This is a genomic window from Streptomyces sp. NPDC102462 (assembly GCF_044765425.1).
GTDB lineage: Bacteria > Actinomycetota > Actinomycetes > Streptomycetales > Streptomycetaceae > Streptomyces.
Map to the genome: position 1 here is coordinate 180,855 of NZ_JBIWKB010000010.1, position 25,668 is coordinate 206,522.

Here is a 25,668-nt window from a genome sequence, read left to right on the forward strand (position 1 = left end):
GTTGTGGGGCGGCATCGGCGGCGGTTGTCGGCGCCGGCTCGGATGATGGGTTCGGTGACGCATGCGGTGCTGTTGCACGCGGCCTGCCCGATCGCGGTGGTGGCCCCGTCCCAGCACGAGGACGCACCCCCACCGGAGGAGTGATCCGGGCCCCAGTCCCTGCCCGGGTGTCGCCCCGGGGGCCTCGTCGCGGCTTCCGAAGGTGCTGGGTTGGTGGTTGTGGGGCGGCATCGGCGGCGGTTGTCGGCGCCGGCTCGGATGATGGGTTCGGTGACGCATGCGGTGCTGTTGCACGCGGCCTGCCCGATCGCGGTCGTGGCCCCGTCCCAGCACGAGGACGCACCCCCACCGGAGGAGTGACCCCCCGCCCGGCCGGGCGTCGCCTTGTCGTGGCTTTGGGGGTGCTGGGCCGCGGTCGTGTGCACCGTCCCCGCAGGAGGACGCACCCCCGCCGGAGGAGTGATCCGGGCCCGCGTCCCGTCCGCCCGGTCGGGCGTTTGCGGAGCGCGTGGCTCCCCTGATGGGACGCCGCCCGGGCGCCGTCGACGGGGGCGGGGCACGTACCATGGCGGCATGTCGTTCCTCCGCCGCCGCAGCGCCACTCCCGCCGGGCCCGACTTCGACGTGCTGGCCATGGATCCGGGCGACTGGCCCGGCAATCTGGGCGCGGGCCTGCTGCCCGCCCCCGACGGCACCTGCCAGGGCGTCTTCCTGCGCTACGACCTGTTCGGCGGCCGCGGCCCCGCCATGATCATCGGCAATCTCCCGGAGGGCTCACCGGCCCGCGACACCGCCGACGGGGAGGTCCCCTTCGAGGTCGCCCAGCTGCTGCTGGCGCTGGAGAACGACGAGGAGGTCACCGTCACCGGCAGCGAGGACATGCCGGTGCTCCAGGGCGACAACCTGCTGATCGTGCGCCGGCTGAAGCTGTCCGAGACCCGCATCTCGTGCGTCCAGTTCGACCGCAGCGACGGCGTCCTGGTCACCATCGCCGCCTGGGACCGCCCCATCACCGACGACCTGTACGCCCTGCTGAAGCCGCTCCCGGCGGAGCTTTTCCAGCAGGGCTGAGCAGGGCCGGCGGCCGGCCCCGGCCCGCAGAGCCGCTATCCGGCCGACGACCGCACCTCCACGTCGGCGGCCCGCACATACGCCACCCGGTGGCCGTACTGGATCTGGTAGTACCGGTCCTTGCCGACCACGACCCGGTGCGAGTCGGCGGTGAACGTGACCGCGTAGTAGTACTCGCCGGGCAGTTCGTCACCGATGACGTACCTCTGGCCCGCCGGGATCGTGTACGGCAACGGGGACACCGCCTGCGCGGGCACATCCGCCGGATAGGCGTCCTTCTCCGGGTACGCCCTGCCGTACACCGGAACGCTCGCGAGCCCCGCCCTGGGCGTGATCACACGTCCGCCGGCGGCCACGGCCGTAGGCTGCCCGGCCGGGTTTCTGAACCACGCCTTCTGGCCCAGGTACCAGATCGCCGTCCACTCGCCCCAGCGGTCGGCCACCGCGTACTGCTGCCCGGTCGAGACCCGCGAGGACAGGTCGTTCACATCGGTGGTCGGCGCCGTACCGAGGCCGATGTCCCTGATCAGCGGGGAGTTCTCGGTGTGGTCGGAGTACAGCCGCACCTCGCTCGACCCGTGCGCCGCACAGGGCGTGCCCGCGGTGGCGCAGCCCGTGTACACCGGCCGGTTGCGCGCGTAGTCGGGCAGGATCGTGACGAGAGAGCCCTTCGTACCGGCCGTGCGCCTGAACGGCCGGTCCAGCAGCTCGAAGTAGTGCCGCCAGTCCCAGTACGGACCCGGGTCCGTGTGCATGCCGGGCACGGTGGAAGCGGTGGGACCGGGCACGTTGTCATGGCCGAGGATGTGCTGCCGGTCCAGCGGGATGCCGTACCGCGCGGCGAGGTACCCCACCAGCCGGGCCGAGGACCGGTACATCGCCTCCGTGTACCAGGCGTCCGGCGAGGCGAGGAACCCCTCGTGTTCGATGCCGATCGACTTGGCGTTGACGTACCAGTTGCCCGCGTGCCACGCCACGTCCTTGGCCTTGACGTGCTGGGCGATCAGCCCGTCCGTGGAGCGGATGGTGTAGTTCCACGACACATAGGTCGGGTCCTTGATCAGGTCGAGGACGCCGTCCCAGGCGCCCTCGGTGTCATGGATGACGATGTACTTGATGCTCTGCGAGGCCGGCCGGTCCCCCAGGTCGTGGTTGCCGTAGTCGTCCCCGAACTCCTCGTACGGCGCCGGCACCCAGGTGCAGGACACCGACGCGGGGCACTCCGTGCCGTCCTCGGCGGCCGGGGCCAGACCGGCCCGCTTCAGCTGCCCGGTGTCCGCGGCCAGGCCCGGCCGCGCGGCCAGCGAGACCGTCTGCCCGTCGTCCGTGGTGCGCCGCGCGCCGGCGCGCAGCACGTCGTACACGTCGTTCGCGTACGCCGCCGCGGTCGCGGTGTCGTCGGCGCCGGAGAACCGGGCCACCGCGCCGTACCAGTCGGCCGGGTCCGGGCTGAGGGGGCGGTGCAGCTCCTGCTGGGCGGCGGCGAGCAGCGCGGCGCCGCCGGCCACGTTGGCGGCCGGATCGGTGCGCAGCTCGGCCGCCGGGAGCCCGGTCAGCCGGGCCGCCCGCGGCAGTGTTTCGAGACGGGCCGGGAGCGCGGACGCGTCGGGCGCGCCCGCCTCAGGGTGCCGGGCCGGGCGTGCGCTGTCGCCGCGGGCGTCCTCGGTGCCCTCGCTGTGGTGGCTCTCGGCGGTGAGCGCGGTGCGCGCGTCGGTGAGGTGCATCGGGCCGTAGCCGCCGGTCACGCTCGGCGCCCCGGCGTGCGTGTCCCAGCGGGACTGGAGGTAGGAGACGGCCAGCAGGACGCTCTGCGGTACGTGGTACTCGGCGGCGGCCGAGGCGAAGGCGCGCTGGAGTCCGCCCGTGGCGGAGCCGGCCGCGGCCGGGGACGGGGCGGCGCCGAGCAGCGGCAGCAGCAGCGCCGCGGCGGCGATGCCTCCGGCCGCCCTGCGCATGCGTCTGCTGCCGGGCGCGGACGTGGGGGCGGTGGCGGATCCTCGCAATGCGGCCTCCTGGGACGGTCGAGCGCGTGGGGCGTGCGGGGCTGAGCGTTGCTCAGTGGTACCGGCTTGCCGACGATCCGTCAATGATGCCCAGCGAGGCGCGAATTCCCACGTCAGACGGGGCGCGCGGGAGTTTCGTGTCGGTGGTGCGCGGGCCTGCGGGGCGTCAGTGGCGTACACCAATGATCCGGACTCGCACGGCGGGAAGGCCCCGCGATGCACGGCATCGGACGCCGAGGGCCGAACCGACGCACACGGTCGGCCCCGGCGTCCGGCGCACGGTCTTCCGGAACCGCACGCCGGGCAGCCCGAGTTCGCCCGCCGCGCCGGGCCCGGCCGTCCGCGCACCGCTGCTTCGTCAGCGGGTGCCGACCGCCGCGCGCACGGCCCGGCGGGCCAGTTGGCAGTCGTCGTGCAGCCTCCGCAGGAGCAGCCGCTGTTCCTCGCTGCACGGGGCGCCTCCCGGCTGGGCCGGGCCCGCCGGCACCGAGGCCGCGTCGTTGATCGAGCGCTGCACGGCCGTCTCGTACGTACGGATCTCCCGGGTCAGCACGAGCATCAGGTTCACCAGGAACGCGTCCCGTGAGACGGGGCCCGCCGACTGGGCGATCTGGCTGATCTGCCGCCGGGCCGCCGGGGCGTCACCGAGCACCGACCAGAGCACGGCCAGGTCGTACCCCGGCAGATACCAGCCCGCGTGCTCCCAGTCCACCAGCACGGGACCCGCGGGTGACAGCAGGATGTTGGAGAGCAGGGCGTCGCCGTGACAGAACTGGCCCATGCCCTGCCGGCCCGCCGCCTGCGCGATGCCGTGCAGCAGCTTCTGCAGGTCGCCCAGGTCCCGGTCGGTGAGCAGCCCCAGCTCGTGGTACCGGGAGATGCGGGCCGCGTAGTCGAGGGGCGCGTCGAACGTGCCCGCCGGCGGCCGCCAGGCGTTGAGCCGGCAGATCGCGCCGAGAGCCGCGCGGATGTCGGCCCGGGGCGGGGCCTGAGCAGGATGCCGTTGCAGCGCCGCCACCCGGCCCGGCATCCGCTCGATCACCAGTGTGCAGTTGTCCGGGTCCGCCGCGATCAGCCTGGGCACCCGGACCGGCGGCCGGTGCCGGACGAACGAGCGGTATGCCGCTATTTCATGGCGGTTGCGCTCCGCCCAGGCCGGCGAGTGGTCCAGCAGACACTTGGCGACGGCCGTGCTGCGCCCCGTCGTGCCGACGAGGAGCACGGACCGCCCGCTGCGGCGCAGCACCTGCACCGGAGCGAACTCCGGGCAGATCCGGTGCACCGAGGCGATGGCCGTGCGCAACTGCGCGCCCTGGGGGCCGGACAAGTCGAGTCTCCCGCTGAGCGGTTGGCCGGCCGGCCCCATGGCGCGCGGTGGCCGCCCCATGCCCGGTAGAGCGGCCCCCGGATGCGCGGGAGCGAGGTAGGGGCCGCCGCCCGCCGGGCGGGGGCGCGGTGGCCGGGGCGGGGCGGACACGGAGGACGATGCTGCGTACATGGGCGATACAGATCCCTTCGTGTACCTGCGGTGTCTGCCTGGTGCGCGCGCCACCCGGCCCGGCCGCCGGGGAGCATCCTGGGGAATGCGCCCGTTCAGCTGAGCGGCCACCGGGTCGGGGTGGCGCGTTCCTACCCGACACCCGCTGCCCTGTGGCACACCATCTGGCGCACCCTGGCGAACCCTGGCGAATAGTCGCCCGGCAACCTCACGCGGGCTACTGTCAACTCAGCCGAGAACCTGGGGGCTTGACGTGAGCGGACAACCCAACACCCGGCTCGCGGACCTGTTCGGCCTGGCCGGCTGGTCCAAGGGCGAACTCGCGAGGCTGGTCAACCGGCAGGCGGCGGCCATGGGCCACCCCCAGCTGGCGACCGACACCTCCCGGGTGCGGCGGTGGATCGACATGGGAGAGATCCCGCGCGATCCGGTGCCGCGGGTGCTGGCTGCCCTGTTCACCGAGCGTCTCGGCCGTGTCGTGACCATCGAGGACCTCGGTCTGGTGCGGCACGGGCGTACGGGGAAACGGCCCGACGGCGGGAAGGCACAGCATCCCGACGGTGTGCCGTGGGCGCCCGAACGGACTGCCGCGGTCCTCACCGAATTCACGGGAATGGACCTCATGCTCAACCGACGCGGCTTGGTGGGCGCGGGTGCAGCGCTCACCGCGGGATCCGCACTCAGCAGTGCCATGCACGACTGGCTGCACACCGACCCCACACTCAGGGCCGACGCCCCTGCTTTCGACGACTCCCTGCACGCCGACCCCGCTGGGTTCGACCGTTACGAGGCCGCCCCCATCGGGTCGCAGGAGATCGAGGAACTGGAGCGTTCGGTCGAGGTGTTCCGGGCGTGGGACGCGGCCCGCGGCGGCGGGCTGCAACGCAAGGCGGTGGTGGGCCAGCTCAACGAGGTGGGCGGCATGCTCGCCTACCGCCACCCCGACCATCTCCAGCGGCGCCTGTGGGGTGTCGCCGCCAATCTCGCCGTCCTCGCGGGCTGGATGTCGCACGACGTCGGCCTGGAGCCCACGGCGCAGAAGTACTTCGTCATCGCCGCCCACGCGGCCCGGGAGGGCGGCGACCGGCCCCGCGCCGGGGAGGCGCTCTCCCGAGCGGCTCGCCAGATGGTGCATCTGGGCCGGCCCGACGACGCGCTCGACCTGATGAAGCTCGCCCGGTCCGGCTCGGGCCCCGAGGTGCTGCCGCGCACCCGGGCCATGCTCCACACCATCGAGGCCTGGGCACAGGCGTCGATGGGCAAGGGGCAGGCGATGCGCCGCACCCTCGGCCAGGCGGAGGACCTCTTCGTCTCGGACCGCGGCGATGTGCCGCCGCCGAGCTGGATGCAGACGTTCAAGGAGGAGGATCTGTACGGCATGCAGGCCCTGGCCTACCGCACCCTGGCCGAGTTCGAGCCGGGCGCGGCCGTGCACGCCCAGCACTTCGCGGACAAGGCCCTGGCCCTGCGGGTCGACGGCCGGCAGCGGTCGAAGATCTTCGATTTCCTGTCCATGGCGTCCGCGTGCTTCATCGCGGACGACCCCGAACAGGCGGATCGTTACGCCCGGTTGGCCCTGATGTCGATGGGGGCCAACTCCTCCCATCGCACCTGGGACCGGCTGCGCCAGATGTACCGCCTGACCGCCGAGTACGCCGACTACCCGAAGATCAATGAACTGCGGGAGGAGATCCAACTGGCGCTGCCGAAGCAGAAGAACAAGGGGGGCAACGCCGCGCAGGCTTAGGGACGGATTCTGGTTCTTCCTTGTTGTCCGTGCCCCCTAGGAAGACAGTTTGGCGATGAGCAGGCAGGCGTCGTCCTCACGGTCTGCCACGCCGAACTCCTCCACGACCACCCGTACACAGTCCTGCGCCGTGGGCGCCGCGGTGAGACGCGGGCCCAGGCCGAGGAGGCGGTCCACGGCGTCCGTTCCGCCGTGCCCACCGGTCAGACCGTCGGTCCGCAGCAGGAGCAGGTCGCCCGGTTCGAGGGTCGTGACGGCCTGTCCGTACGCGGCCGTCGGTGTCGCGCCGAGCAGGACTCCCTCGGGCGCGTCCAGCAGGCATCCCGTCCCGTCGCGGTACAGCAGCGGGGCGGGGTGTCCTGCTTGCGCCCATTCCAGGGTGCGGTCGGCGGGTCGGTAGCGGCAGCAGACGGCGCTGCCCAGCGCGGGTTGCGCGGTGGTCTCCAGCAACTGGTTCAGCCAGCTCATCAGTGGGCCCGGCCGGGTGCCCGCCATCGCCATCCCGCGCACGGCGCCCATCAGCATCGCCTTGCCCGAGCCGACGGCGACGCCGTGTCCGGTGAGGTCGCCGACGCCCAGTACGGTGTCGCCGTCCGGCAGTTGGAGCGCGTCGTACCAGTCGCCGCCCATCGGCGCGGTCGCCGCGGCGGGCAGCCGGCGGGCCGCGACGTCCAGGGATCCCGGCCCTCGGCGCGCGGGTCCTGGCAGGCCGTGCCACGGGGGCAGCACGGCCTCCTGCAACTCGGCCGCGAGCCGCTGCTCGGTCTGCGCCTGCTGACGGTGGCGCTGCAACGAGTCCCGGGTCTCGTGCACCGTCCGCTGGCTGCGGCGCAGTTCGCTGACATCGCGCAGTACGGCCCACATCGAGGTGGTGCCGCCGTCGGCGTCCAGCACGGGCTCGCCCATCATGTGCACGGTCCGCTCGGACCCGTCGGGCCGTACGACGCGGAACTCCCCGTCGATCGGCTTGGCGTCGACGAGGCAGTCGGTGACCATCGCCGTGAGCTTCGGGCGGTCCTCTTCGAGGACCAGGGACGGCAGCTCGTCCAGGGTGGGCGCGGGCGTGGACGGGTCACGGCCGAGGATCCGGTACAGCTCCTCGGACCAACTCACCTCGTCCGTCAGCAGGTTCCACTCGGCGCTGCCGACCCGGCTGAGCAGTGAGCCGGTCGGCTCCTGGGCGGGCACCGCCGGTTCGGCGGGGCGGGGCACGGACTCGGCCGGGGCGGGCGGCACCGGCGGCGGGCCGTCCCGCAGCTGCGCCAAGTGCACGTCCAGATCGTCGAGTTGGTGCAGCGCCAGGTCGTACAGCGCGCGCTGCCAGCGCTCATGCGGGTCCGTGCCGTCGCCGTGCGTGTCTCTGCGGACGGCGTCCACCTCGCCCTTCAGGCGCCGCGCCTGCGATATCAGCGCCTCGACCGAGCCGCGCCCCGGCGGCTGGGCGGCTGGGCGATCCGCAGAGAGGTGGGACGGCATGACGCACTCCGATGCGGGGACGGTACGGCCGACGGGGGCCGGGGGACCGGTTACGACTGTTGCACAGCCCGCGACGCGCTGTAAGGGATTTGGCAACACACGATACGGTGGTGCTTCTGGCATATGCCAGAGTCTTCACGTGGTGGTCGGCCGGTGTCATCGGCGTACCCGAAGGTGCGCGGCAAGTCGTAGCTCGACTACGCGCGTTGACGGATCATCAGTGGTGTCGGCGCGGCGTCCGACCACGTGTTCGACCTGGGAACCTTCCTGCGCGCCCATGCCTGTTTCGCACAGTGATGCACGTCACGTCGCATGCTGCCCCGCAACGTGTCATACGGCCGGTCCGTCGTGCTCGTACCTACATGGACACCAGCATCCGGCAGCCCGCCCGCGCGCGACTGATCACGGCCGAGGACCGGGAGGTTCCCGTGTCCGCCACGCTTCGGTACACCGTGCAGGACCCGCTCGCGGTGTTCGTCGACTTCCCACCGGAGGCGGCCCTCGACGGCGAAGGCGTCACCTGGACCTTCGCCCGTTCCCTGCTCGACGCGGGGCTGGCCGCTCCCGCCGGGGACGGGGACGTGCGGGTGCGGCCCTGCGGAGCCACGTGCACGCTGCTGGAGTTCCACTCGCCGCACGGTGTCGCCCTGCTCGCGTTCGGCACCGGCGCGCTGCGCCGCTTCCTGCGGCGCAGCTACGCCGTGGCGGCGGCGGGCGATGAGGACGTCGTGACGGCCGTCGAACGCGGGCTCGGCGCGCTGTTCGGCGGCGTGTGACGAGGCGCCGCCCCGCGACCGGAGGCGGCTCGCCTCCGCGGCTCGCGGCCCCGAAGCCTGAGCCCGGCGCCCGGCGCCCGGCGCCCGGCGCCCGGCGCCCGGCGCCCGGCGCCCGGCGCCCGGCGCCCGGCGCCCGGCGCCCGGTGGCCGGTGGCCTGAGGCCCGCGTCCCGCGATCGGTGGCCCGCGCCCCGAGGCCCGGGTTCCGCGCCCCGAGACCAGTGGCCTGAGGCCCGCGTCCCGCGTCCCGCGTCTTGCGACGGGCGGCCCGAGGTTCGCGCGCCGCGACCGGCGGCCCGTGGTCTGCGGCCCGAGGTGACGGCCTCCTCCTGGCCGGGGACCGGGACCGGGGGCGTGGGGTCAGTGACCGGGTTCGGCGTACAGGGCGGGCCGCGGGGCGAGTTCGACGGTCGTACGGCGGCCTGTCTCCAGCGCCCGGACCCCGGCCTCGGCGACGACGGAGGCGGCGTAGCCGTCCCACGCGCTCGGGCCCGTGACCCGTCCCCGGCGGGTGGCGTCGACCCAGGCCCGCAGCTCACGGTCGTAGGCGTCGGCGAACCGGACGATGTAGTCCTGCACCACGTCCTCGCGGGCGCCGCCCCGGGCGGTGACCACCATGGTGTGCTCCTCGCCGATCCGGGCGCTGCCCGCCTCGCAGACGGCCTCGCAGCGCACCTGGTAGCCGAAGCCGCAGTTCACGAACACCTCCACGTCCACGAGGGCGCCCCGCTCGCTCTCGAAGACCACGAACTGCGGGTCGGCCAGACCCTGGGGGGCACCGGAGGAGGACGCGGGACGCAGCACGGTCACCGCGGTCAGCTCCTGTCCGAGCAGCCAGCGGGCCGCGTCGATCTCGTGCGACACGGAGCTGTCGATCAGCATGGCACTGGTGAAGCCGGGCGGCGAGGAGACGTTGCGGTGGGTGCAGTGCAGCATCAGCGGACGACCCAGACCGCCGCCGTCCAGCACGGACTTCAGGCGTTGGTACTCCGCGTCGTAGCGCCGCATGAACCCGATCTGCGCCAGCCGCCGGCCGAGCCCCGCCTCCGCCTCCACCACCCGCAGTGCTCCTGTGGGGTCGGGCACCATGGGCTTCTCGCACAGGACCGGCAGCCCGCGGTCGAAGGCGGCGAGCAGGGCCTCCTCGTGCGCGGGGCCGGGCGAGGCGATCAGGACCGCGTCCACGCCGGGCGCGTCCAGCGCTGCTGCCGCCTCCGCGTGCACCGAGACGCCGTCCAGGCCCCCCACCGCCTCCTTCGCCCGCGCGGTGTCGGGATCGGCCACGGCGGCCACCCTGGCGCCGCTCACCGCGTGAGCGAGACGGCGTATATGGTCGGCCCCCATGTGTCCGGCACCCAGTACCGCGACGCCCAGCACCTCACCCATGCCCGCCCTCTCTCCCGGCCGACGATCACGCCGTAGCGTACGCGCCGGGGGAGCCCGCCGGCAGGGCCGCGCGGCATGCCGTCAGTAGCGCAGCACCCCCGCGATGCCCCGCGCGTCGTCCAGCGTGCCGTCCGGCACGAAACGCACATCGGCGCCGGTCTCCAGGCACTGCTCGACGATCTCGTCCACGACGTCCTCGCGGGCGTCGAGGTCGCCGCTCTCGGCGGGGACCAGATGGTCGCCGTCGTCGCGGACGGTCACCCGGTAGTTCTCCTCGACGGCGAGCAGCCGGACCCGGCCCTCGCGCGCGTTCTGCCAGACCTCGTCGACACCGGCCGCGAACTCCTTGCGGCCACGGGCCGCGTCCAGCTCCCGCGCCACGCGGTCGGCGGCCTTCGCGGCCTCCGCGTCGACCACCGGCCGGATCGCCTGCCACACGGCTTCGGGGGTGTTGTTCGCCAGCCCGCCGTGCGCGATGTGCACGGCCTCCCGCGCGACGCCGCCGACCTCGTCCAGCAGGGACAGCGCGGCCTGCTCGCCGGTGACGAACAGCGGCCTCGGATGCTCGCGCAGCACCGCGGTCATCGCGATGTCGGCCTCCCGCATGAAGTGGCGGGTGTCCTCGTCGCGGAAGGTGCTCGGGAAGTCGCCGATCCGTTCCTGGCGTTCGGCGTCGAAGTTCTCCCGGTTGCGGAACAGCGGAAATCCCCAGGCCCGGGCCTCGACGACCCGGTCGCCCGCGCCGTTCCACAGGGTGACGTGGTCGGCGGAGACCGACAGCACCCAGAACGGCCGCTCGGCGGCGCGCGCCGAGACGAGGTTGCGGGTCAGGAAGGTGTCCGAGAGCACCACCCGTTCCGGGACGCTACGGGCCAGCGACCACACCTGGTGCTCGCCCGGCGCGGCGAAGATCACCAGGCCGTCCTCGGAGTGCGCCAGGTCGATCTCGGTGAGGGCCCGGTCGAGCTGGTCGACGACGTCGGCACGTCGCTCCCGGGTCACCGCCGGGTCGGACTCCAGCTGCTTCTTGGCCTCGGCCAGCACGTTGCGCAGCCGGACCGGGTCCTGGGTGTTGTCGGGTTCACGACGGTGCGTCGGCGTCAGCACGGACACGGCGGGATACGGGCGCGGGCGCCGCAGTTCGGCGAGGATCGCGGGGCTGAGTGCGTGCTCCATAAGAGCACGATAGGGCGGATTCTCAGTTCGGGCATTTGGGGTATTCATAGGCATGCCTGGTGTGCCCATTGCGTCGTGTCCGGCCGGTCCGGCACGGCCGACGGACGCGGGCCGGTCGGGAGGTGACCGCGAGCGGAAAGGCGGCCGCGGGCCCGACGCGCGCCGAAGCGTCGACCGCAGGGCTCGGCCGGTCCTCGACGGTGGGGCCTGGTCGTCCCCCTCGGACGGAGCGGCTGCCGGCCCGGCGTGCGCGGGTGGCACGGATTTCATCGGCAGCGGTGTGTGACGCGCCGGCCGAACCCGACCGGTGGCGCGCGCCGCGCGGCCTGCCCGCTTCGGCCGATGGCCCGACCGCTTCCGTGCGGGCCAGTGGTGCACGTCCGGGGGACCGGGGTGGAGATCCGTCCGCGGGCGGGGCCGTGCCCGCGGCGGCGCGCGCATGCGGTGGAACCTGGCGCATTCTGGAGGAAACCCACCGTCACCGGAATCGGCGAACAACGGGGTGCCGGGCGGGGGTGTCGGGTGGTTTGGGGAAGTTTTTGCTCGTGGCCGGTTCCGGGTGGGCCGGGCCCGGCAGGGCCCCGGAACGCGGGCCTCGTCCGGGTAAACCGCGTCCGAAAGCGCGGCCCCGACGGGTCCGCGCACGTTACGGCCGCGTTGACCGGCCCGGCCCCGCGGATCCACGCTCGTAACATAGATGCTACGTACAACTGGTTCGGTGGTCGACGGAACCCGCCTACGAAGACGCAGGTGAGCGAGGTGCCGACGCCGGTCCGGAGGCAGGAGGAAAGGCATGTGCGGCATCACCGGCTGGGTTTCCTTCGACCGCGACCTGCAGACCGAGGCCGCGACTTTGGATGCGATGACCGAGACGATGGCCTGCCGCGGCCCGGACGACCGCGGCACCTGGATCGACGGTCCCGCCGCCCTGGGCCACCGCAGGCTGGCCATCATCGATCTGCCCGGCGGACGGCAGCCCATGAAGGTCACCACGCCCGAGGGAACCGTGGCGCTGGTCTACTCGGGTGAGGCATACAACTACACCGAACTCCGGCAGCAACTGGCCGGACGCGGGCACCGCTTCAGCACCGACTCCGACACCGAGGTCGTCCTGCGCGGCTACCTCGAATGGGGCGACTCACTCGCCGAACGACTCAACGGCATGTTCGCCTTCGCCGTCTGGGACGGCCGCCACGACAAGCTCGTCATGGTCCGCGACCGCATGGGCATCAAGCCCTTCTACTGCCACCCGACGCCCGACGGCGTCCTGTTCGGCTCCGAACCCAAGGCGATCCTCGCCAACCCGCTGGTCAGGCCGCGGGTCGGCCTGGACGGGCTGCGCGAGCTGTTCACCATGGTCAGGACGCCCGGACACGCCGTGTGGGAGGGCATGCGCGAGGTGGAGCCGGGCACCGTCGTCACCGTCGACCGCACCGGCCTGCACACCCGCGCCTACTGGCGGCTGGAGACCCGGCCGCACACCGACGACCGGGCCGCCACCGTGGCCCACGTCCGCGACCTCCTCGACGACATCGTGCGCCGCCAGCTGGTGGCCGACGTGCCGCGCTGCACCCTGCTCTCGGGCGGCCTCGACTCCTCCGCCATGACCGCGCTCGCCGCACGCCAACTCGCCGAGCAGGGCGAGAAGGTGCGCAGCTTCGCCGTCGATTTCGTCGGACAGACCGACCACTTCGTGCCCGACGGACTGCGCGCCACCCCGGACACCCCGTTCGTGCACGACGTGGCCCGCCTCGCCGGCACCGACCACCACGACATCATCCTCGACGCCGAGGCCCTCGCCGATCCCGCCGTACGGGCCAAGGTGCTGCGCGCCCGTGACCTGCCCGCGGGCTTCGGCGACATGGACTCCTCGCTCTACCTGCTCTTCCGGGCCGTCCGCGACCAGTCCACGGTCGCCCTGTCCGGCGAGTCCGCCGACGAGGTCTTCGGCGGCTACCAGCAGTTCTTCGACGAGGAGGCGCGCAACGCCGACACCTTCCCCTGGCTGGCCATGACGAACCGGCACTTCGGCAGGGACACCGAGGTCCTGCGCTCCGACCTGGCCCGGAACCTGGACCTGGACACGTACATCGCCGACGCCTACCGCACCGCCGTCGCCGGCATCGGCCGCCTCGACGGCGAGAGCGACTTCGAGTACCGGATGCGCCGCATCTGCCACCTGCACCTGACCCGCTTCGTACGCGCCCTGCTCGACCGGAAGGACCGGATGAGCATGGCCGTCGGCCTGGAGGTCCGGGTGCCCTTCTGCGACCACCGGCTCGTCGAGTACGTCTACAACACGCCCTGGTCCCTGAAGTCCTTCGACGGCCGCGAGAAGAGCCTGCTGCGGGAGGCGAGCGCCGACGTCATCCCGCGGTCCGTGTACGAGCGGGTCAAGAGCCCCTACCCGTCCACCCAGGACCCCCAGTACGGCCTCGCCCTCCAGGAACAGGCCAAGGACCTGGCGGCCCGGCCCGACCACCCGGTCTTCGAACTCGTCGACCGGGACAAGGTCGACCAGGCCGCCCACCGGGAGCTGCCCGCGGGCTCCCAGGCGGCCCGGCGCGGCCTGGAGCGCACCCTCGACCTCGCGCTCTGGCTGGACATGTACGCGCCCGACCTGACACTCACCTGAGCCCGACCGCCCGGCGCGGTGTCATTCGGCCCGGTCCGCCGGGCAGGAACTCCCGTCGGCGGGCAGGGACCCATACAGCAGGAAGTCGTCGACCTTGCGGTGGACGCACGTGGAGGACGAGTAACCGGTGTGGCCCTCGCCCTTGTTGTCGAGCACCACTGCCGACTCGCCGAGCCTATGGGCGGTCTCCACAGTCCAGCGGTACGGCGTGGCGGGGTCGCCGCGGGTGCCCACCAGGAGGAGCTTCGGTGTGTCGACGTCCTTGACCCGGTCGCGGATGAAATCCGTGCCCTTGGGACGCCCGTAGCACATCAGCAGCTCCGCCAGCCGGTGCCGGCCGAAGACCGGTGACGCCTTGTCGTAGTCGGCGCGCAGCCGCGCGATGTCCTTGGTGATCTGCCCGGCGCCGGGGCGGTCCGGGTCGTCCGCGCAGTTGACGGCCATCAGCGCGGCGGACAGGTTGTCCACGGGAATGTCGGCCTCGTCCACGAGTCCGCCGCCGACCCGGTGCGGCGGCGCCGCACCGCCGGCCGCGAAGGTCTGCACCCCACGCGTGTCGCCGTTGTCGACCAGGGAGAGCAGGGCGCGTTCGAGCGAGGGCCACAGCTCCTTGCCGTACAGGCCCTGCCCGAGGGCGCCCACCAGATCCTGGCCGGAGAACCGGCCGCCGAAGCCGGTCGGCACCGGACGCGCGTCCAGCGAGCGCACCAGCTTCACGACCTGCTCCCCGGCCCTGCGCCGGTCCCGGCCGAAGGGGCAGCCGCGGTCCTTCACGCACCAGTCCAGGAAGTCGTCCAGGGCGGTCTGCTGTCCCTCGGCGCCCGCCAGTCCCTGCTCGGACAGGGGTTCGGTGAGGGTGTCGACGCCGTCCAGGGCCATCCGGCCCACCTTGCCCGGGAACTGGGCGGCGTAGACCGCGCCGATCCGGGTGCCGTAGGAGAAGCCGAGGTAGTTGAGCTTGTCGTCGCCGAGGGCCTGGCGGATGACGTCCAGGTCCCGGGAGACGTTGATGGTGCCTATGTGGGGCAGGACGGGGCCGGAGTAGCGGGCGCACTCGGCCGCGGCCTTGCGCAGCACCGCGAGCAGCGCCTGGGGATCGCTCCGGCCGGCGCCGTTCCCCGCCGCGGCCGCGGCCTCGCCGGTGCCGTCGCCGCAGCTGACGGGCGAGGAGCGGCCGACGCCGCGCGGGTCGAAGGTGACCACGTCGTAGCCGTCGGTCAGGGCCAGGTAGTCCTTGCCGGAGGCGGCGAGCGTGCTGACGCCCGCGCCGCCCGGGCCGCCGAAGTTCAGCACCAGGGAGCCCTGCGACCTCCCGGTCGCGGGGCGGCGGGCCAGCGCCAGGTCGAGGGTGCCCGCGCCGGGCCGGGCGTAGTCGAGCGGGACCGTCACCTTTGCGCAGCGCAGGCCCTTGGCGCCCGCCGTGCCCGCGCAGGCCGACCAGGTGACCTTCTGACGGTAGAACCGGGTCAGATCGGGCTGGGGCGGGTCGGTGGTCCCCGTGGGCAGCCCCGCGCCGAGCAGCGCGAGCGCCACGACTCCGGCACCCGCACAGCTGCGGACCGCGGGCCGCGTGGACAGCTTGGCCAGCATCGATGCCTCCAAGGGTGCCCCGCTGCGGACCGGGGCAGCGCTCCCGATCACCATAGGCGGCCCGCGGAACGCTCGCCTCCGGACGCTGTGGACGGCGCATTCGAGGGCTTCACGAAGGGTTCGACAACCGTGTCGCTCGATGGGGTGAAAGGCCGATAAGCCATAACTCGGATGGCTCACCCGCGTTTAATCCGGTGCGGGCGAGCGCCCGTGACCATGTCAGGAAGGCAGGGAGCCGATGAAACGGCTTACCCGAAACGGTGTGATCGCCGTCGCCGCCGCCTCCGGCGCGATGGCCGTGACGATGCCGGCGCACGCGGACTCCGCGGCGGACGGCGCCGCGGTCGGCTCGCCCGGCGTGATCTCCGGCAACACCATCCAGCTCCCGGTGCACGTCCCGGCGAACGTGTGCGGGAACACCGTGAACGTGGCGGGGCTCCTCAACCCGGCCGCGGGCAACACGTGCGCCAACGAGGGCGGCACCGGCGCAAAGAGCGGCGGGGCGACCCGATCGGGCGCGGCGGGCACGTCCGGCCGGGCGGCATCGTCGGACAAGGAGTCCTCCTCGGGCGGGGCGAGCGCCCAGGGCGAGGCATCGGACTCGCCGGGCCTGCTGTCCGGCAACAGCATCCAGCTGCCGGTTCATGTCCCGGTCAACGTCAGCGGCAACACCGTGAACGTGGTCGGCGTCGGCAACCCGGCCGCCGGCAACGAGTCCGTGAACGGGCACCCCGCGAAGCCCACCCCGCAGCCGCCCGCCGAGCCGCCCACGACGGTCCCGCCCCGGGCGCACCACTCCGTCGCGCCGGAGCCCCTCGCCTCCGCCCAGACGGCCGACGTCGCCCTCGCCCACACGGGCACGGACCTGACCGCCCCCGCGCTCGCGGCGAGCGGGGCGCTGCTGCTCTCGGGCGCCGCCCTGTACCGCCGCTACCGCCCGGGCGCACGGCGCTGACCCGCACCGGGACCGCCGCCTCCGCCGGACGCCGACCGGCGGAGGCCCCGGTCACCACCGCGCAGGACGGGCCGTGGGTCAGGACATGGCCCACGGCCCGTCCGGCACGGCCAGACGATCCCGCCCGAGCCGGCCGGAGCGCCCCCGGCCGATAAAGCGGTCAGGCCCCGGCCCCGTGAAACCGCGGCAGTCGGCCGACCGGTTGCCCGGACGACGCCGCACAGCCGATCCGGCCGGGCCCGGCCAGTGCACGCGCCGTCGCAGTCATAGGGCAGCGACCACGGTGCCGTGCACGGGAACCAGGACCGCCCCGAACGCCTCGGCGGCGTCGGCTCCACCCACCAGCGCGGGGAGGGCAGTCCGTCCTCGATCACCATGGCGCTCCTTCACCATGGCGCGCTGGTTCACCATGGCGCACGCCCCTCCCCGGGGCACGGTTCCGCACGCACGCCACGGTCGGCGGACCCGCCGGGGCCACGCGAAGCGACGGACGGCGCGCCGGTGCGAACCGCCGGGAAGGCATGCCGGTGCGCCAGGGCGACCGTGGTGAGCGCGACCGCCACCGGCGGCAGCGCCGCCCAGGGCAGGGCCGCGGGCCCGCCGCCGTCCAGGGCCAGCCCGCCGAGCAGAGAGCCGGCGGCGATCCCCGCGTTGTAGACCGTGGTCTGCAAAGAAGTGGCCACATCGGCGTCGGCCGGCCCCGACACGTCGACCAGCGCGGTCTGGATCAGCGTGGGCGCGCCACCGAACGCCACACCCCACAGCACCACGGCCCCGATGAGCACGGCCGGCCGCCCGGCGGCCATGCCGAGCACCAGCAGCACCGCCGCGAACACGCCCAGCGCGGCGAGCAGGGTGCCGCGCGGCCGACGGTCGATCAGCACCCCGGTCAGCCAGATGCCGGCCACCGTCGCGCTCCCGAACACCGCCAGCAGCACCCCCGTACGCGCGAAACCGGCGTGCGCCGCGAACGGGGCGACGTACGTGTACATCGCCTGGTGGCCCAGCAGCAGGAACAGCGTCACGGCCAGCACCGGCCGGATACCCGGCCGTACGGCGACCCGCAGCAGCGGCACGCGCGCGTGCCGCGCCTCACCGGGGAAACCCGGCACCCGCCACCGCACCAGGACCACCAGCAGCAGGGCGAGGACGGCGAGCACCGCGAAGGCGGCACGCCAGCCGACCGCCCCGGCCAGCGCGGAACCCGCGGGCACGCCCAGCGCCAGCGCGAGGGTGATCCCGGCCAGCACGACCGCGATCGCCCGGCCGCGCCGCTCGGCCGGCACCATCCGCGCCGCGTACCCGGCGAGCATCGCCCACAACGTGCCGCCCATGGCCCCGGCCAGCAGCCGGGCGGCGAAGGTGAGGGCGTACGAGGACGACACCGCGACCAGCGCGTCGGCGCAGGCCAAACCGAGCAGTGCGCCCATGAGCACCGGCCGCCGCGGCAGTCCGCGCAGCGCGGCGGTCAGCGGGACCGCCGCACCGAACGAGGCGGCGGCGTAGCCGGTGACCAGATAGCCGACCCGGGACTCCGAGACGCCCAGGTCCGGGGCGATGGCGGGCAGCAGACCGGCCGGCAGCAGTTCGGTCATGACGGCGGTGAAGGCCGCCGCGGACAGGGCCAGCAGGCCCGGCCACGGCAGCCGCACGGGCGGGACGGAGCCCACACCCCGGGAAACGGTGGACATGGGACCATGCTCGGAGCCTCACATCAGTGTGAAGGTCAAGGCGAGGGCCCGGACGGCGCGGAGGCGGACATGAGGATCGGCGAACTGTCCCGCCGCACCGGGGTGCCGGCCCGGCTGCTGCGCTACTACGAGGAACAGGACCTGCTCCACCCGGAACGGGCCGCCAACGGCTACCGGACCTACGACGAGAGCGCGGTCCGGGACGTCCAGCAGATCCGCGGACTGCTCGACTCGGGCCTGACCACCGAGATGATCCGCGCGCTCCTGCCCTACCTCGGCGGCGCCGACGCGATCCATCCGGAGCCCGAGTGCGTCAGCGCGGAGACGGCCGCGCTGCTGCGCGCCCACATCGACCGCATCCAGGCCCGCATCGACTGTCTGGCCCGCAACCGCGACCGGCTGAGCGCCTATCTCGCGGCGGTCCGACCGCGGACGGATGCCACCGCCGGGCGTTGACCGCGATCAATTCCGTTGCCGTGCCGGCATTCTCGGTGCTGAAGTGGGCGCATGGACCATGCTGCGGTACTCGCCCGATACGACCGGGATCTGCGCAGGGACGCACGGCCCGACGGGCCGGGCGCCCGGATCGAGCGCACCGCGGCGGTGGTCCGGCAGATAGCCCCGGCCCACGGCTGGAACGGCGTCCTGTGGTCCGGCCTTGACGGGACGGACGGGACGGACGGGACGGCCGCGGACGCGGCGATCGCCGAGCAGATCGCGTACTACGGCGCGCTGGGCTGCCCGTTCGAGTGGAAGCTGTACGGCCACGACGTCCCCGCCGACCTCGGATCCCGGCTCCTGGCCGCCGGGTTCACGCCCGGACCCGAGGAGACCCTGATGGTCGCGGAGACCGCCGAGGTGGTGGCGCTGACCGCCGGCGCCGCACCGCCCGAGGGCGTCCGCGTCCTGCGGGCCGACGACGCGGCCGGCGTCGAGTTCATGGTCGAGGTGCACGAGAAGGTGTTCGGCGCGGACGGGGGCGGGCTGCGCCACCGGCTGCTGACCCGGCTCGCCGCCGACCCCGGCTCGCTCGTCATGGTCGTCGCCCTCGCCGGGGACGAACCGGTGAGCGCCGCCCGGCTGGAGCCGGTGCCCGGGACGTGGTTCGCCGGGCTGTGGGGTGGCGGCACCCTCGAACACTGGCGGGGCCGCGGCCTCTACCGCACCCTGCTCGCCCACCGCGCCCGGGCCGCCGAGGCCCGCGGCCACCGTTTTCTCCAGGTCGACGCCTTGCCGATGAGCCGTCGCGTCCTCGAACGCCTCGGCTTCCACGCCCTGACCGGCACGACGCCCTACCTGTACGGGGGATAGCGCCCGCCGGCCGCCAGGCCGGGCCCGGTCACGGCCGTACGCGGGCGCCGGCGCCGGTGTTCAGCGGCGCGCCCGCGTCCGGTCCAGTGCCGCCACGCCGACCGCGGCGAGGCCGATCTGGATGAACCACTCGATCCAGTCGGGTCCCTTGGTGTCGGCGACCCCGAACGCCGCGGCGATCGCCGAGCCCAGCAGTGCGGCCACGATGCCGACGACGATCGTCAGCACGACGCCGATGCGCTGCCGGCCCGGGACCACCAGCCGTCCCAGCACACCGATGACGACACCGATGACGATGGCACTGATGATGCCTGAGATCTCCATCTCCACCCCTCTTCGTCGCGTTCCCCCGCTGCTGTGCAATGTGCCCGCTGGATCGGCAGACAGTCCGCCCCGCTCACGACCCGGCCTTCCGTTCATCCGCCGGACGCGCCCAGCACCCCTTCCCCAGGCGACGTTCCCCCCACGCGGCTTTCGCCCGCGCGGCGCCGGGTGTGCCCGCGCGGTCAGGGCGCGGGCACGGTCCGTGCGGGCGTGTTCCAGCCCGAGACCCGCACCCGTGGCGCCGAGCCGCGCAGATCGGCCGTCCGGTAGACGGCGGTCAGCGTCGCCGTCTCGCCCGGCCACAGCGTGACCTGGTTGTCCGACCAGCGCACCGGCAGCACAGGTACGCCCGAGGCGTCGACGACATGAAGGTCCGTCAGCAGCGACGGCGTCCGCCCGCGCCCCTCGTTGCGCAGCGTCACCGTGGTCGTCGACGTGCCGTTCGCCGACACCGTGGCCGCCGTCGCCGCGACCGGGACCCGGGCCATCCGGTCGAGCCCGGTCAGATCGGCGTGGCTCGTGGTCGGCGTGTGGTACCAGTCGGTGCGGGCCCAGTCGAGGGTGTCGGGCCGGGTGGAGAGCCAGTACACATTGCGGCTCACCTCCCGGCCCGTCGCGTCGGACAGGACCAGCCGGGCCAGATACGTGGGCGTCAGCTTGTCCACCGACGCGGGCAGGGTGAGCACCGAGGAGTGCGCCCCGCCGCCGGGTACGCGCACCCCGGACACGGTCCGGTCGTACCTCGGGGTGCCGTCGGTGGTGAACAGCGTGACCCGCGCGGTGAGCGGACCGGCCGTCGAGCGGCGGTTGTTGACGACGACGACCGAGCGGTCGTCGTACGAGTACTGCACGTGCAGCGGTTCGTTCGCCTTCTTCGCCCCGAAGTAGGCGCCGCCCTGGTCGAGGTAACGGTCCGTCAGCTGCCAGTGCAGGGACGTCCAGCCGCTGTTGAGCATCCAGTAGACCAGCCCGGTGGCGGGCTTCGAGGCGTCCGTGGCGGCCCGCCCGTACGCCTCGAACTGGGCCCGTACGTTCTCGTACTGCAAAAGCTGGGCCTTGCGCACGTAGTCGGCGAGGTCCCTCGGGGCGCCGTAGCGGCCGGCGAGCGCGGCGTTGTGGATGCCGAGCGTGCCGAACGTCGCCGAGGGGGAGCGGTGGTACTGCCGTGCTCGGGGGTCCTTCCAGAGGGTGTCCAGTTCGGCGGGGGTCAGCATCCGGCGCAGGGTGTCGAGGGTGGGGATGTCCGGGCCCGCGCTGGTCTCGGAGTTGAAGCCGGTGGCCCCGCCCTCGCGCTTGGCGTACCAGTACGCCGGCGGCACCCAGTCGTAGGGCCCGGTCATCTTCATGCCCGAACGGCCGAGCCGCGGCGAGGACTTGTCGGAGGCGGCGGGCACCACCGGGGCCGGCCAGTCGGCGGCCGTGAGGGCGTCCAGGTAGAGCCGCTCGATCGTGGCGTCGGGCGCGAAGTCGCTGCCGATGAGGAAGGAGAGCACGCTCGGGTGGTTGCGCAGCCGGGCGGCCTCGGCGGCCATCGACGCCTTGGCGACCGGGTAGTCGGCGGCGCTCCACCGCTCGCCCAGCTCGCCGCCGTTGACCTGCCCCTCCCACTTGTCGCAGCACTCCCAGCCGGGCAGGGTGAGCAGACCGTGCCGGTCGGCGAGGTCGAAGAACTCGTCGGGCTCGATGTGGCCTTCCAGGCGGATGGTGTTCAGTCCCAGGTCGAGGGCGTACTTCAGGCGGTCCTCGGCGTAGGTGCGGTCCCAGCGCAGGAACTCGTCCGGCGACCAGCCGCCGCCCTTGATGAGCAGCCCGCGCCCGTTGATCCGGTACGCGCGGGCACCGTCGGCGTTCAGGGGCGCCCGGACGTCACGGATCCCGAACCTCTCGTGCGCGGTGTCGGAGACGGTGCCCAGGACGGACGCGGTCAGATCGAGGTCGTACAGGGGCTGATCGCCGAGGCCGGCCGGCCACCACACCCGGGGTGAGGTCAGATGCAGGCCGGGTACGTCCGCGGGGGTGAAGGTGACGGTCGTCGTCTCGTGCGGGGCGAGCTGTACGGTCCTGCGCAGGGTGTTCCCCGCGACGCTGCCGGTGATCTCGGCGGTGACGGGCGCGCCGGAGTCGTTGCGGACCCGCGCCTCGACGGTGAGGTCGGCGGTGGCCAGTGAGGGCACGTCCAGCCGGGTCAGCACATGGGCGTCGCGCAGCGCGACCTGGCCGCCGCGGCGCAGCCGGACGTCGCGCACAATGCCCATGTTGGCGTCCGGCGGCGGCTGGAGCCAGTCGAGCCAGCCCATGGTGAGCTGCCGGGTCGGATCGTTGGGCAGGACGCGGAAGGCGACCGTGTTGGTGCCGGGTCGCACCAGTGCGGTGATGTCCAGTTCATGGCGGGTGTAGGCGCCGGTGACATCCTTCGCCGACGCCACCCGGTGTCCGTTCACATAGACGTCCGCCGCCGAGATCACGCCGCTGAAGTCGAGGTAGGTGCGCCGGGAGGTGTCGGTGACCGTGAAGTCCGTGCGGTACCACCACGGGACGCCGAAGTCCGCCGCGGGGATCTTCCGCTGGTTGGTGGAGAAGAACGGGTCGGCGTACACGCCGGCGGCGAGCAGCGCGGCGAGCACGGTCGAGCGGGGGCCCGCGGGGTACCAGCCGGCCGCGTGATAGCCGGGGGAGGACACGGCCGCCGGGGAGTCGGACACCTTCGCGGCCGACTGGATCGCATAGCCGGACAGCGGGGTGTCCGTGCCCGCCGCCGCCGGGACGCGGGTCACCGGTGGGCGGTGCCGCGCCGCCGTCGCATCGTGGGGTCCCGCCCAGGCACCGGAGGCGAGCGGGCAGAGCAGGCCGAGGGCCACGGCGGAGGCGGCGAGACGGTGCCGGGCGGCGGGGAGAGCGGGGAGAGCGGGGAGAGCGGGGAGAGGGGACACGGCGTCTCCAGCCTCGCAAAGTTAGGAAACCTTACTAATTCGGTCAAGCTAGGGTCCGCCGCCGGGGGTGTCAATCACCGCCCGGACCGTGTCCGCCGCCCCGGGTCGTGCGCACCGGACCGGAGTGGGTGAGCTGAGGGACGTGTCCGCCGGCCGCTCGCGGCGCTGTCCGACCTCAAGTCCCTGATCGCGACCTGCAGTCCGCAGGGGCCCTGGCCGGTGCCGGGCCGCTGAACAGCCCGGCGGTGCCGGTCCGGCCGCCCCGGACCGGCACCGCGTCCTCCCTTCCGGAGAGAGCTTCGGTGCCGCTACAGCTTGGGTTTGCTCCTGGTCGCCGTACCGGCGCAGATCAGCCCGAGGACCAGGGCCAGCGCGCCGATGACGACGTTGCTGGCGATGACGCCGGCGTCGGGGCCGGTGCCGACGATCCACGGCGCGATGATCATCCAGACACCCAGGGCGCACATGGCCCAGCTGAGCCCGTACATCCGCTCCGGTGCCCTGGTGAACCCCAGGGCCAGCAGCCCTATCGCGATGCCCATGATCAGGTTGTGCACCATGAGCGCGGGCTGGCTGGTCGTGTAGTGCAGGATCCACGGGGACGCCGCGCAGTACAGACCGAGCAGGAACACCGGTCCGTCCACGAGTGCCACATCGCGACCGCCGAGCATGCGGGCGTAGCGTTCCCGCATTTCGGAGACATCAGGGTGACTCGTCATGTCACCTCTGGTGCGCGAGACATCGGCCATGACTCGTCTCCTTCTTGACTTGCAGGCTGGACCGCTTCCTGTGTGATATGCGGCAAGAGCCGCTTATCTGCATTCTGCTCTTATTTTTCCTTTATGTGTAGTGGATGGTCCCCTGCGGTCCGTACGACTGTGCGTCAGATACGCGCCGGAACGCAGGGGACGAGCCCGCAGTACGGAAGCCCTGGTCCGCGATGCGAGACCGGTCGGGTATTCCTTGACTGCCCTCGCGGGCGGCTGTCACGATCGACGGCATGCAGATGCGACTGGACCTCACGCGGCGACGCCATGTCGACCTCGCGCGCGTCTCCAGCGCCTCCTGTCGCGCCGCGGCCTGATCCCCGTACCGATCCGCCGCACGTCTCCCGCACCGCATCGGCCCCCCGGCGGCGCCGCGCCGTGCCCGCACCGCACGCCCGAACTCCCGTGTCACCCGCCCGCCCGACGGGCGTCCCCGACACCCCTGCGCAAGGCCGGCCGCCGGGTCCCGGACGGCGAACTGCCACCACCTGGTACTCCTGACCGCGCCCGCCCGGCAGGCCCGTCCCGCACGGGCGCCCCGGCCCCAGAAAGAGGGACCCCATGGCCACCGTCCTGTCCGTCTCCGGCAGCCCGTCCGCCTCCTCCCGCACCGGCCGTCTGCTGCGCCACCTCGACCAGCGGCTGATCGCCCACGGCCACGAGGTGATCCCGCTCGACGTCCGCACCCTGCCCGCCGAGGCCCTGCTCGGCGCCGACCTGCGCCACCCGGCCGTGGCCGCGGCCACCGGGCTGTTCGCCCGCGTCGACGGGGTCGTCGTCGGCACACCCGTCTACAAGGCCGCGTACTCCGGCGTCCTCAAGGCGTTCCTGGACCTGCTGCCGCAGTACGCGCTGGCCGGCAAGACCGTGCTGCCGCTCGCCACCGGCGGCACCGCCGCGCACGTCCTGGCCATCGACTACGCGCTCCGCCCCGTCCTGACCTCCATGGGCGCCGACCATATAGTCCAGGGCTGGTTCACCCTCGACAAGGACATCACCGTGCACGAGGACGGCTCACTGACCGTCGCACCGGCCGCCGCCGAGGCCCTGGGGCAGGCCGTCGACCGGTTCTCGGCCGCCCTAGGCCCCACTCCGCTGCTGGCCGCCGCGAGCTGAGCACGGTGACCGCCCATGTGATCGCCGACGACGCGGAGGCCGTCGCGGTCGCCACGTCCCTGGCCGACGAGTTCCGCCGCGGCGCCGCCGCTCGCGACGCCGAACGACGGCTCCCGCGGCAGGAGGTGGACCGGCTGGCCGCCTCCGGGCTGCTCGCCGTGACCGTGCCCGCCGAGTACGGCGGCGCCGACGTCACCGCCGAAACCCTCGCCGAGGTCTTCCGGCTGCTCGGCTCGGCCGACGCCAGCCTCGCCCAGATCCCGCAGAGCCACTTCGCGTACGTACAGGTGATACGCCGTCAGGGAAGCGTGGACCAGCGGAAGTTCTTCTTCGCCGAACTGCTCGCCGGCCGCCGGTTCGGCAACGCACAGTCCGAGGCCGGCACCCGGCACGTCCAGGACATCCGCACCCGGCTCCGGCCGGAGCCGGACGGCTCGTACGTCCTCGACGGCGTCAAGAACTACTGCACCGGCGCGCTGTTCGCCGACTGGATCCCGGTGCTGGCCCGCGCCGAGGAGGACCGACTGCACGTGGCGTACGTCCCCCGGGACGCACCCGGGGTGACGGTGGTCGACGACTGGGACGGGATGGGCCAGCGCACCACCGCAAGCGGCACCGTACGGCTCGACGGCGTCCCGGTGCCCGCCGACCGGGTGCTGCCCCACCACCTCACCTTCGAGGGCCCCCAACTCCACGGTGCGCTCGCCCAGTTGCTGCACGCTGCCATCGACGCCGGGATCGCCGGGGCGGCACTCGACGAGGCCGTCGGCTTCGTCCGGACGAAGAGCCGCCCCTGGTTCGAGGGCGGATACGAGACCGCCGCCGAGGACCCCCTGCTGATCCAGCGCTTCGGTGAACTCGCCCTCCGAGTACGGGCGGGCGAGGCGCTGCTGCGGGAGGCCGCCCGTGCCGTGGACGCGGCCCGCGACGAACTCACCGACGACTCGGCGGCCGAGGCGTCCATCGCGGTCGCCGCGGCCAAGGTGCAGGCGGCCGACGCCGCCGTGGAGGTGGCGGGCGCCCTCTTCGAGGTGTCGGGGACGCGTTCCGCCCTCGACTCCCTGAATCTGCACCGCTACTGGCGGGACGCCCGCACCCACACCCTGCACGACCCGACCCGCTGGAAGGTCCAGCACATCGGCCGGTATGTGCTGGGCGGCATCCGGCCGCCCCGGCACGGCCTGCTCTGACGGCCCCCTCGCGATCGGAGACCCCCA

22 protein-coding genes are annotated in these 25,668 nt (G+C 73.3%); 11 read left to right on the forward strand and 11 right to left on the reverse strand.

Annotation, left to right across the window (positions count from 1 at the left end; translation table 11 throughout):
* On the forward strand, positions 1–144 hold a 144-nt coding region (locus ACIRFL_RS12160; protein ID WP_404026994.1), incomplete at its 5' end, for a universal stress protein.
* Between the two features lie 429 nt (positions 145–573).
* Positions 574–1,071: a hypothetical protein gene (locus tag ACIRFL_RS12165; RefSeq protein WP_404026924.1), complete on the forward strand. Its 498-nt coding sequence runs from the start codon at positions 574–576 to the stop codon at positions 1,069–1,071.
* A gap of 35 nt (positions 1,072–1,106) precedes the next feature.
* Here ACIRFL_RS12165 and ACIRFL_RS12170 read toward each other — a convergent pair whose 3' ends face one another.
* A complete protein-coding gene (locus ACIRFL_RS12170) occupies positions 1,107–3,074 on the reverse strand; it encodes an N-acetylmuramoyl-L-alanine amidase (protein WP_404026927.1) in 1,968 nt (655 codons plus the stop codon).
* A 358-nt stretch (positions 3,075–3,432) separates the two neighbouring features.
* A complete protein-coding gene (locus ACIRFL_RS12175; protein WP_404026929.1) occupies positions 3,433–4,572 on the reverse strand; it encodes an aminoglycoside phosphotransferase family protein in 1,140 nt (379 codons plus the stop codon).
* 253 nt (positions 4,573–4,825) lie between these two features.
* On the opposite strand from ACIRFL_RS12175, the gene ACIRFL_RS12180 reads away from it, so the two are divergent.
* On the forward strand, positions 4,826–6,319 hold the full coding sequence (locus ACIRFL_RS12180) for a hypothetical protein (RefSeq protein WP_404026931.1): 1,494 nt from the start codon (positions 4,826–4,828) through the stop codon (positions 6,317–6,319).
* A 36-nt stretch (positions 6,320–6,355) separates the two neighbouring features.
* On the opposite strand, the gene ACIRFL_RS12185 is transcribed toward ACIRFL_RS12180, so the two are convergent.
* Positions 6,356–7,795, reverse strand: coding sequence for a PP2C family protein-serine/threonine phosphatase (locus ACIRFL_RS12185; RefSeq protein WP_404026934.1), 1,440 nt, complete (start codon positions 7,793–7,795; stop codon positions 6,356–6,358).
* Positions 7,796–8,157: 362 nt separating this feature from the next.
* Between ACIRFL_RS12185 and ACIRFL_RS12190 the strand changes: the two genes are divergently transcribed.
* Positions 8,158–8,571 carry an SsgA family sporulation/cell division regulator gene (locus tag ACIRFL_RS12190; protein WP_404026935.1) on the forward strand — a complete coding sequence of 138 codons (414 nt, stop codon included), beginning with the start codon at positions 8,158–8,160 and terminating at the stop codon, positions 8,569–8,571.
* Between the two features lie 359 nt (positions 8,572–8,930).
* Here the strand turns inward: ACIRFL_RS12190 and ACIRFL_RS12195 are convergent, their stop codons facing one another.
* Both ACIRFL_RS12195 and ACIRFL_RS12200 read right to left on the reverse strand, forming a co-directional pair.
* A complete protein-coding gene (locus ACIRFL_RS12195; protein ID WP_404026995.1) occupies positions 8,931–9,914 on the reverse strand; it encodes a Gfo/Idh/MocA family protein in 984 nt (327 codons plus the stop codon).
* A 123-nt stretch (positions 9,915–10,037) separates the two neighbouring features.
* Positions 10,038–11,132, reverse strand: coding sequence for a chemotaxis protein (locus tag ACIRFL_RS12200; RefSeq protein WP_404026938.1), 1,095 nt, complete (start codon positions 11,130–11,132; stop codon positions 10,038–10,040).
* 793 nt (positions 11,133–11,925) lie between these two features.
* On the opposite strand from ACIRFL_RS12200, the gene asnB reads away from it, so the two are divergent.
* On the forward strand, positions 11,926–13,767 hold the full coding sequence (gene asnB / locus ACIRFL_RS12205) for an asparagine synthase (glutamine-hydrolyzing) (protein ID WP_404026940.1): 1,842 nt from the start codon (positions 11,926–11,928) through the stop codon (positions 13,765–13,767).
* Between the two features lie 21 nt (positions 13,768–13,788).
* On the opposite strand, the gene ACIRFL_RS12210 is transcribed toward asnB, so the two are convergent.
* Positions 13,789–15,357 carry an alpha/beta hydrolase gene (locus ACIRFL_RS12210; RefSeq protein ID WP_404026943.1) on the reverse strand — a complete coding sequence of 523 codons (1,569 nt, stop codon included), beginning with the start codon at positions 15,355–15,357 and terminating at the stop codon, positions 13,789–13,791.
* Positions 15,358–15,595: 238 nt separating this feature from the next.
* On the opposite strand from ACIRFL_RS12210, the gene ACIRFL_RS12215 reads away from it, so the two are divergent.
* Positions 15,596–16,312, forward strand: a complete 717-nt coding sequence (locus ACIRFL_RS12215; RefSeq protein ID WP_404026946.1) for a chaplin — start codon at positions 15,596–15,598, stop codon at positions 16,310–16,312.
* 264 nt (positions 16,313–16,576) lie between these two features.
* Here the strand turns inward: ACIRFL_RS12215 and ACIRFL_RS12220 are convergent, their stop codons facing one another.
* Positions 16,577–16,723: a hypothetical protein gene (locus ACIRFL_RS12220; RefSeq protein ID WP_404026948.1), complete on the reverse strand. Its 147-nt coding sequence runs from the start codon at positions 16,721–16,723 to the stop codon at positions 16,577–16,579.
* A complete protein-coding gene (locus tag ACIRFL_RS12225) occupies positions 16,717–18,003 on the reverse strand; it encodes an MFS transporter (RefSeq protein ID WP_404026951.1) in 1,287 nt (428 codons plus the stop codon). Before ACIRFL_RS12225 ends, ACIRFL_RS12220 begins: the two co-directional genes overlap by 7 nt.
* Positions 18,004–18,072: 69 nt before the next feature.
* On the opposite strand from ACIRFL_RS12225, the gene ACIRFL_RS12230 reads away from it, so the two are divergent.
* Together ACIRFL_RS12230 and ACIRFL_RS12235 are read left to right on the forward strand one after the other, a co-directional pair.
* A complete protein-coding gene (locus ACIRFL_RS12230; RefSeq protein ID WP_404026953.1) occupies positions 18,073–18,459 on the forward strand; it encodes a MerR family transcriptional regulator in 387 nt (128 codons plus the stop codon).
* Positions 18,460–18,510: 51 nt separating this feature from the next.
* A complete protein-coding gene (locus tag ACIRFL_RS12235) occupies positions 18,511–19,314 on the forward strand; it encodes a GNAT family N-acetyltransferase (protein ID WP_404026956.1) in 804 nt (267 codons plus the stop codon).
* A 60-nt stretch (positions 19,315–19,374) separates the two neighbouring features.
* On the opposite strand, the gene ACIRFL_RS12240 is transcribed toward ACIRFL_RS12235, so the two are convergent.
* From ACIRFL_RS12240 to ACIRFL_RS12250, 3 genes are all read right to left on the reverse strand, one after another.
* Positions 19,375–19,638 (reverse strand): GlsB/YeaQ/YmgE family stress response membrane protein, encoded by a 264-nt coding sequence (locus tag ACIRFL_RS12240; protein ID WP_388708596.1) that lies wholly within the window; start codon positions 19,636–19,638, stop codon positions 19,375–19,377.
* Positions 19,639–19,820: 182 nt separating this feature from the next.
* Positions 19,821–22,496 (reverse strand): glycosyl hydrolase 2 galactose-binding domain-containing protein, encoded by a 2,676-nt coding sequence (locus ACIRFL_RS12245; protein WP_404026996.1) that lies wholly within the window; start codon positions 22,494–22,496, stop codon positions 19,821–19,823.
* A gap of 380 nt (positions 22,497–22,876) precedes the next feature.
* Positions 22,877–23,317, reverse strand: coding sequence for an SPW repeat protein (locus ACIRFL_RS12250; protein WP_404026957.1), 441 nt, complete (start codon positions 23,315–23,317; stop codon positions 22,877–22,879).
* 257 nt (positions 23,318–23,574) lie between these two features.
* Between ACIRFL_RS12250 and ACIRFL_RS12255 the strand changes: the two genes are divergently transcribed.
* The 3 genes from ACIRFL_RS12255 to ACIRFL_RS12265 all read left to right on the forward strand — a co-directional run bounded on the left by ACIRFL_RS12255 (position 23,575) and on the right by ACIRFL_RS12265 (position 25,641).
* Complete coding sequence (locus tag ACIRFL_RS12255; protein WP_351405193.1) at positions 23,575–23,652, forward strand: putative leader peptide; 78 nt, start codon at positions 23,575–23,577, stop codon at positions 23,650–23,652.
* Between the two features lie 244 nt (positions 23,653–23,896).
* Entirely contained in the window at positions 23,897–24,451 is a 555-nt protein-coding gene (gene ssuE, locus ACIRFL_RS12260; protein WP_404026959.1) for an NADPH-dependent FMN reductase, read from the forward strand.
* Positions 24,452–24,456: 5 nt separating this feature from the next.
* The gene (locus ACIRFL_RS12265; RefSeq protein ID WP_404026962.1) at positions 24,457–25,641 is read left to right on the forward strand and encodes an SfnB family sulfur acquisition oxidoreductase; all 1,185 of its coding nucleotides are present in this window, start codon (positions 24,457–24,459) and stop codon (positions 25,639–25,641) included.
* Positions 25,642–25,668: the final 27 nt, after the last annotated feature.

What these genes read in the sequence shown, in the direction of transcription:
- ACIRFL_RS12200 (WP_404026938.1), bottom strand. Translation starts at nt 11,132, where the DNA reads ATGGAGCACGCACTCAGCCCCGCGATCCTCGCCGAACTGCGGCGCCCG.
- ACIRFL_RS12250 (WP_404026957.1), bottom strand. Translation starts at nt 23,317, where the DNA reads ATGGCCGATGTCTCGCGCACCAGAGGTGACATGACGAGTCACCCTGAT.
- ACIRFL_RS12225 (WP_404026951.1), bottom strand. Translation starts at nt 18,003, where the DNA reads ATGTCCACCGTTTCCCGGGGTGTGGGCTCCGTCCCGCCCGTGCGGCTG.
- ACIRFL_RS12190 (WP_404026935.1), top strand. Translation starts at nt 8,158, where the DNA reads ATGGACACCAGCATCCGGCAGCCCGCCCGCGCGCGACTGATCACGGCC.
- asnB (WP_404026940.1), top strand. Translation starts at nt 11,926, where the DNA reads ATGTGCGGCATCACCGGCTGGGTTTCCTTCGACCGCGACCTGCAGACC.
- ACIRFL_RS12240 (WP_388708596.1), bottom strand. Translation starts at nt 19,638, where the DNA reads ATGGAGATCTCAGGCATCATCAGTGCCATCGTCATCGGTGTCGTCATC.
- ssuE (WP_404026959.1), top strand. Translation starts at nt 23,897, where the DNA reads ATGGCCACCGTCCTGTCCGTCTCCGGCAGCCCGTCCGCCTCCTCCCGC.
- ACIRFL_RS12220 (WP_404026948.1), bottom strand. Translation starts at nt 16,723, where the DNA reads ATGGTGAACCAGCGCGCCATGGTGAAGGAGCGCCATGGTGATCGAGGA.
- ACIRFL_RS12195 (WP_404026995.1), bottom strand. Translation starts at nt 9,914, where the DNA reads ATGGGGGCCGACCATATACGCCGTCTCGCTCACGCGGTGAGCGGCGCC.
- ACIRFL_RS12185 (WP_404026934.1), bottom strand. Translation starts at nt 7,795, where the DNA reads ATGCCGTCCCACCTCTCTGCGGATCGCCCAGCCGCCCAGCCGCCGGGG.
- ACIRFL_RS12230 (WP_404026953.1), top strand. Translation starts at nt 18,073, where the DNA reads ATGAGGATCGGCGAACTGTCCCGCCGCACCGGGGTGCCGGCCCGGCTG.
- ACIRFL_RS12215 (WP_404026946.1), top strand. Translation starts at nt 15,596, where the DNA reads ATGAAACGGCTTACCCGAAACGGTGTGATCGCCGTCGCCGCCGCCTCC.
- ACIRFL_RS12255 (WP_351405193.1), top strand. Translation starts at nt 23,575, where the DNA reads ATGCGACTGGACCTCACGCGGCGACGCCATGTCGACCTCGCGCGCGTC.
- ACIRFL_RS12175 (WP_404026929.1), bottom strand. Translation starts at nt 4,572, where the DNA reads ATGTACGCAGCATCGTCCTCCGTGTCCGCCCCGCCCCGGCCACCGCGC.
- ACIRFL_RS12235 (WP_404026956.1), top strand. Translation starts at nt 18,511, where the DNA reads ATGGACCATGCTGCGGTACTCGCCCGATACGACCGGGATCTGCGCAGG.
- ACIRFL_RS12210 (WP_404026943.1), bottom strand. Translation starts at nt 15,357, where the DNA reads ATGCTGGCCAAGCTGTCCACGCGGCCCGCGGTCCGCAGCTGTGCGGGT.
- ACIRFL_RS12165 (WP_404026924.1), top strand. Translation starts at nt 574, where the DNA reads ATGTCGTTCCTCCGCCGCCGCAGCGCCACTCCCGCCGGGCCCGACTTC.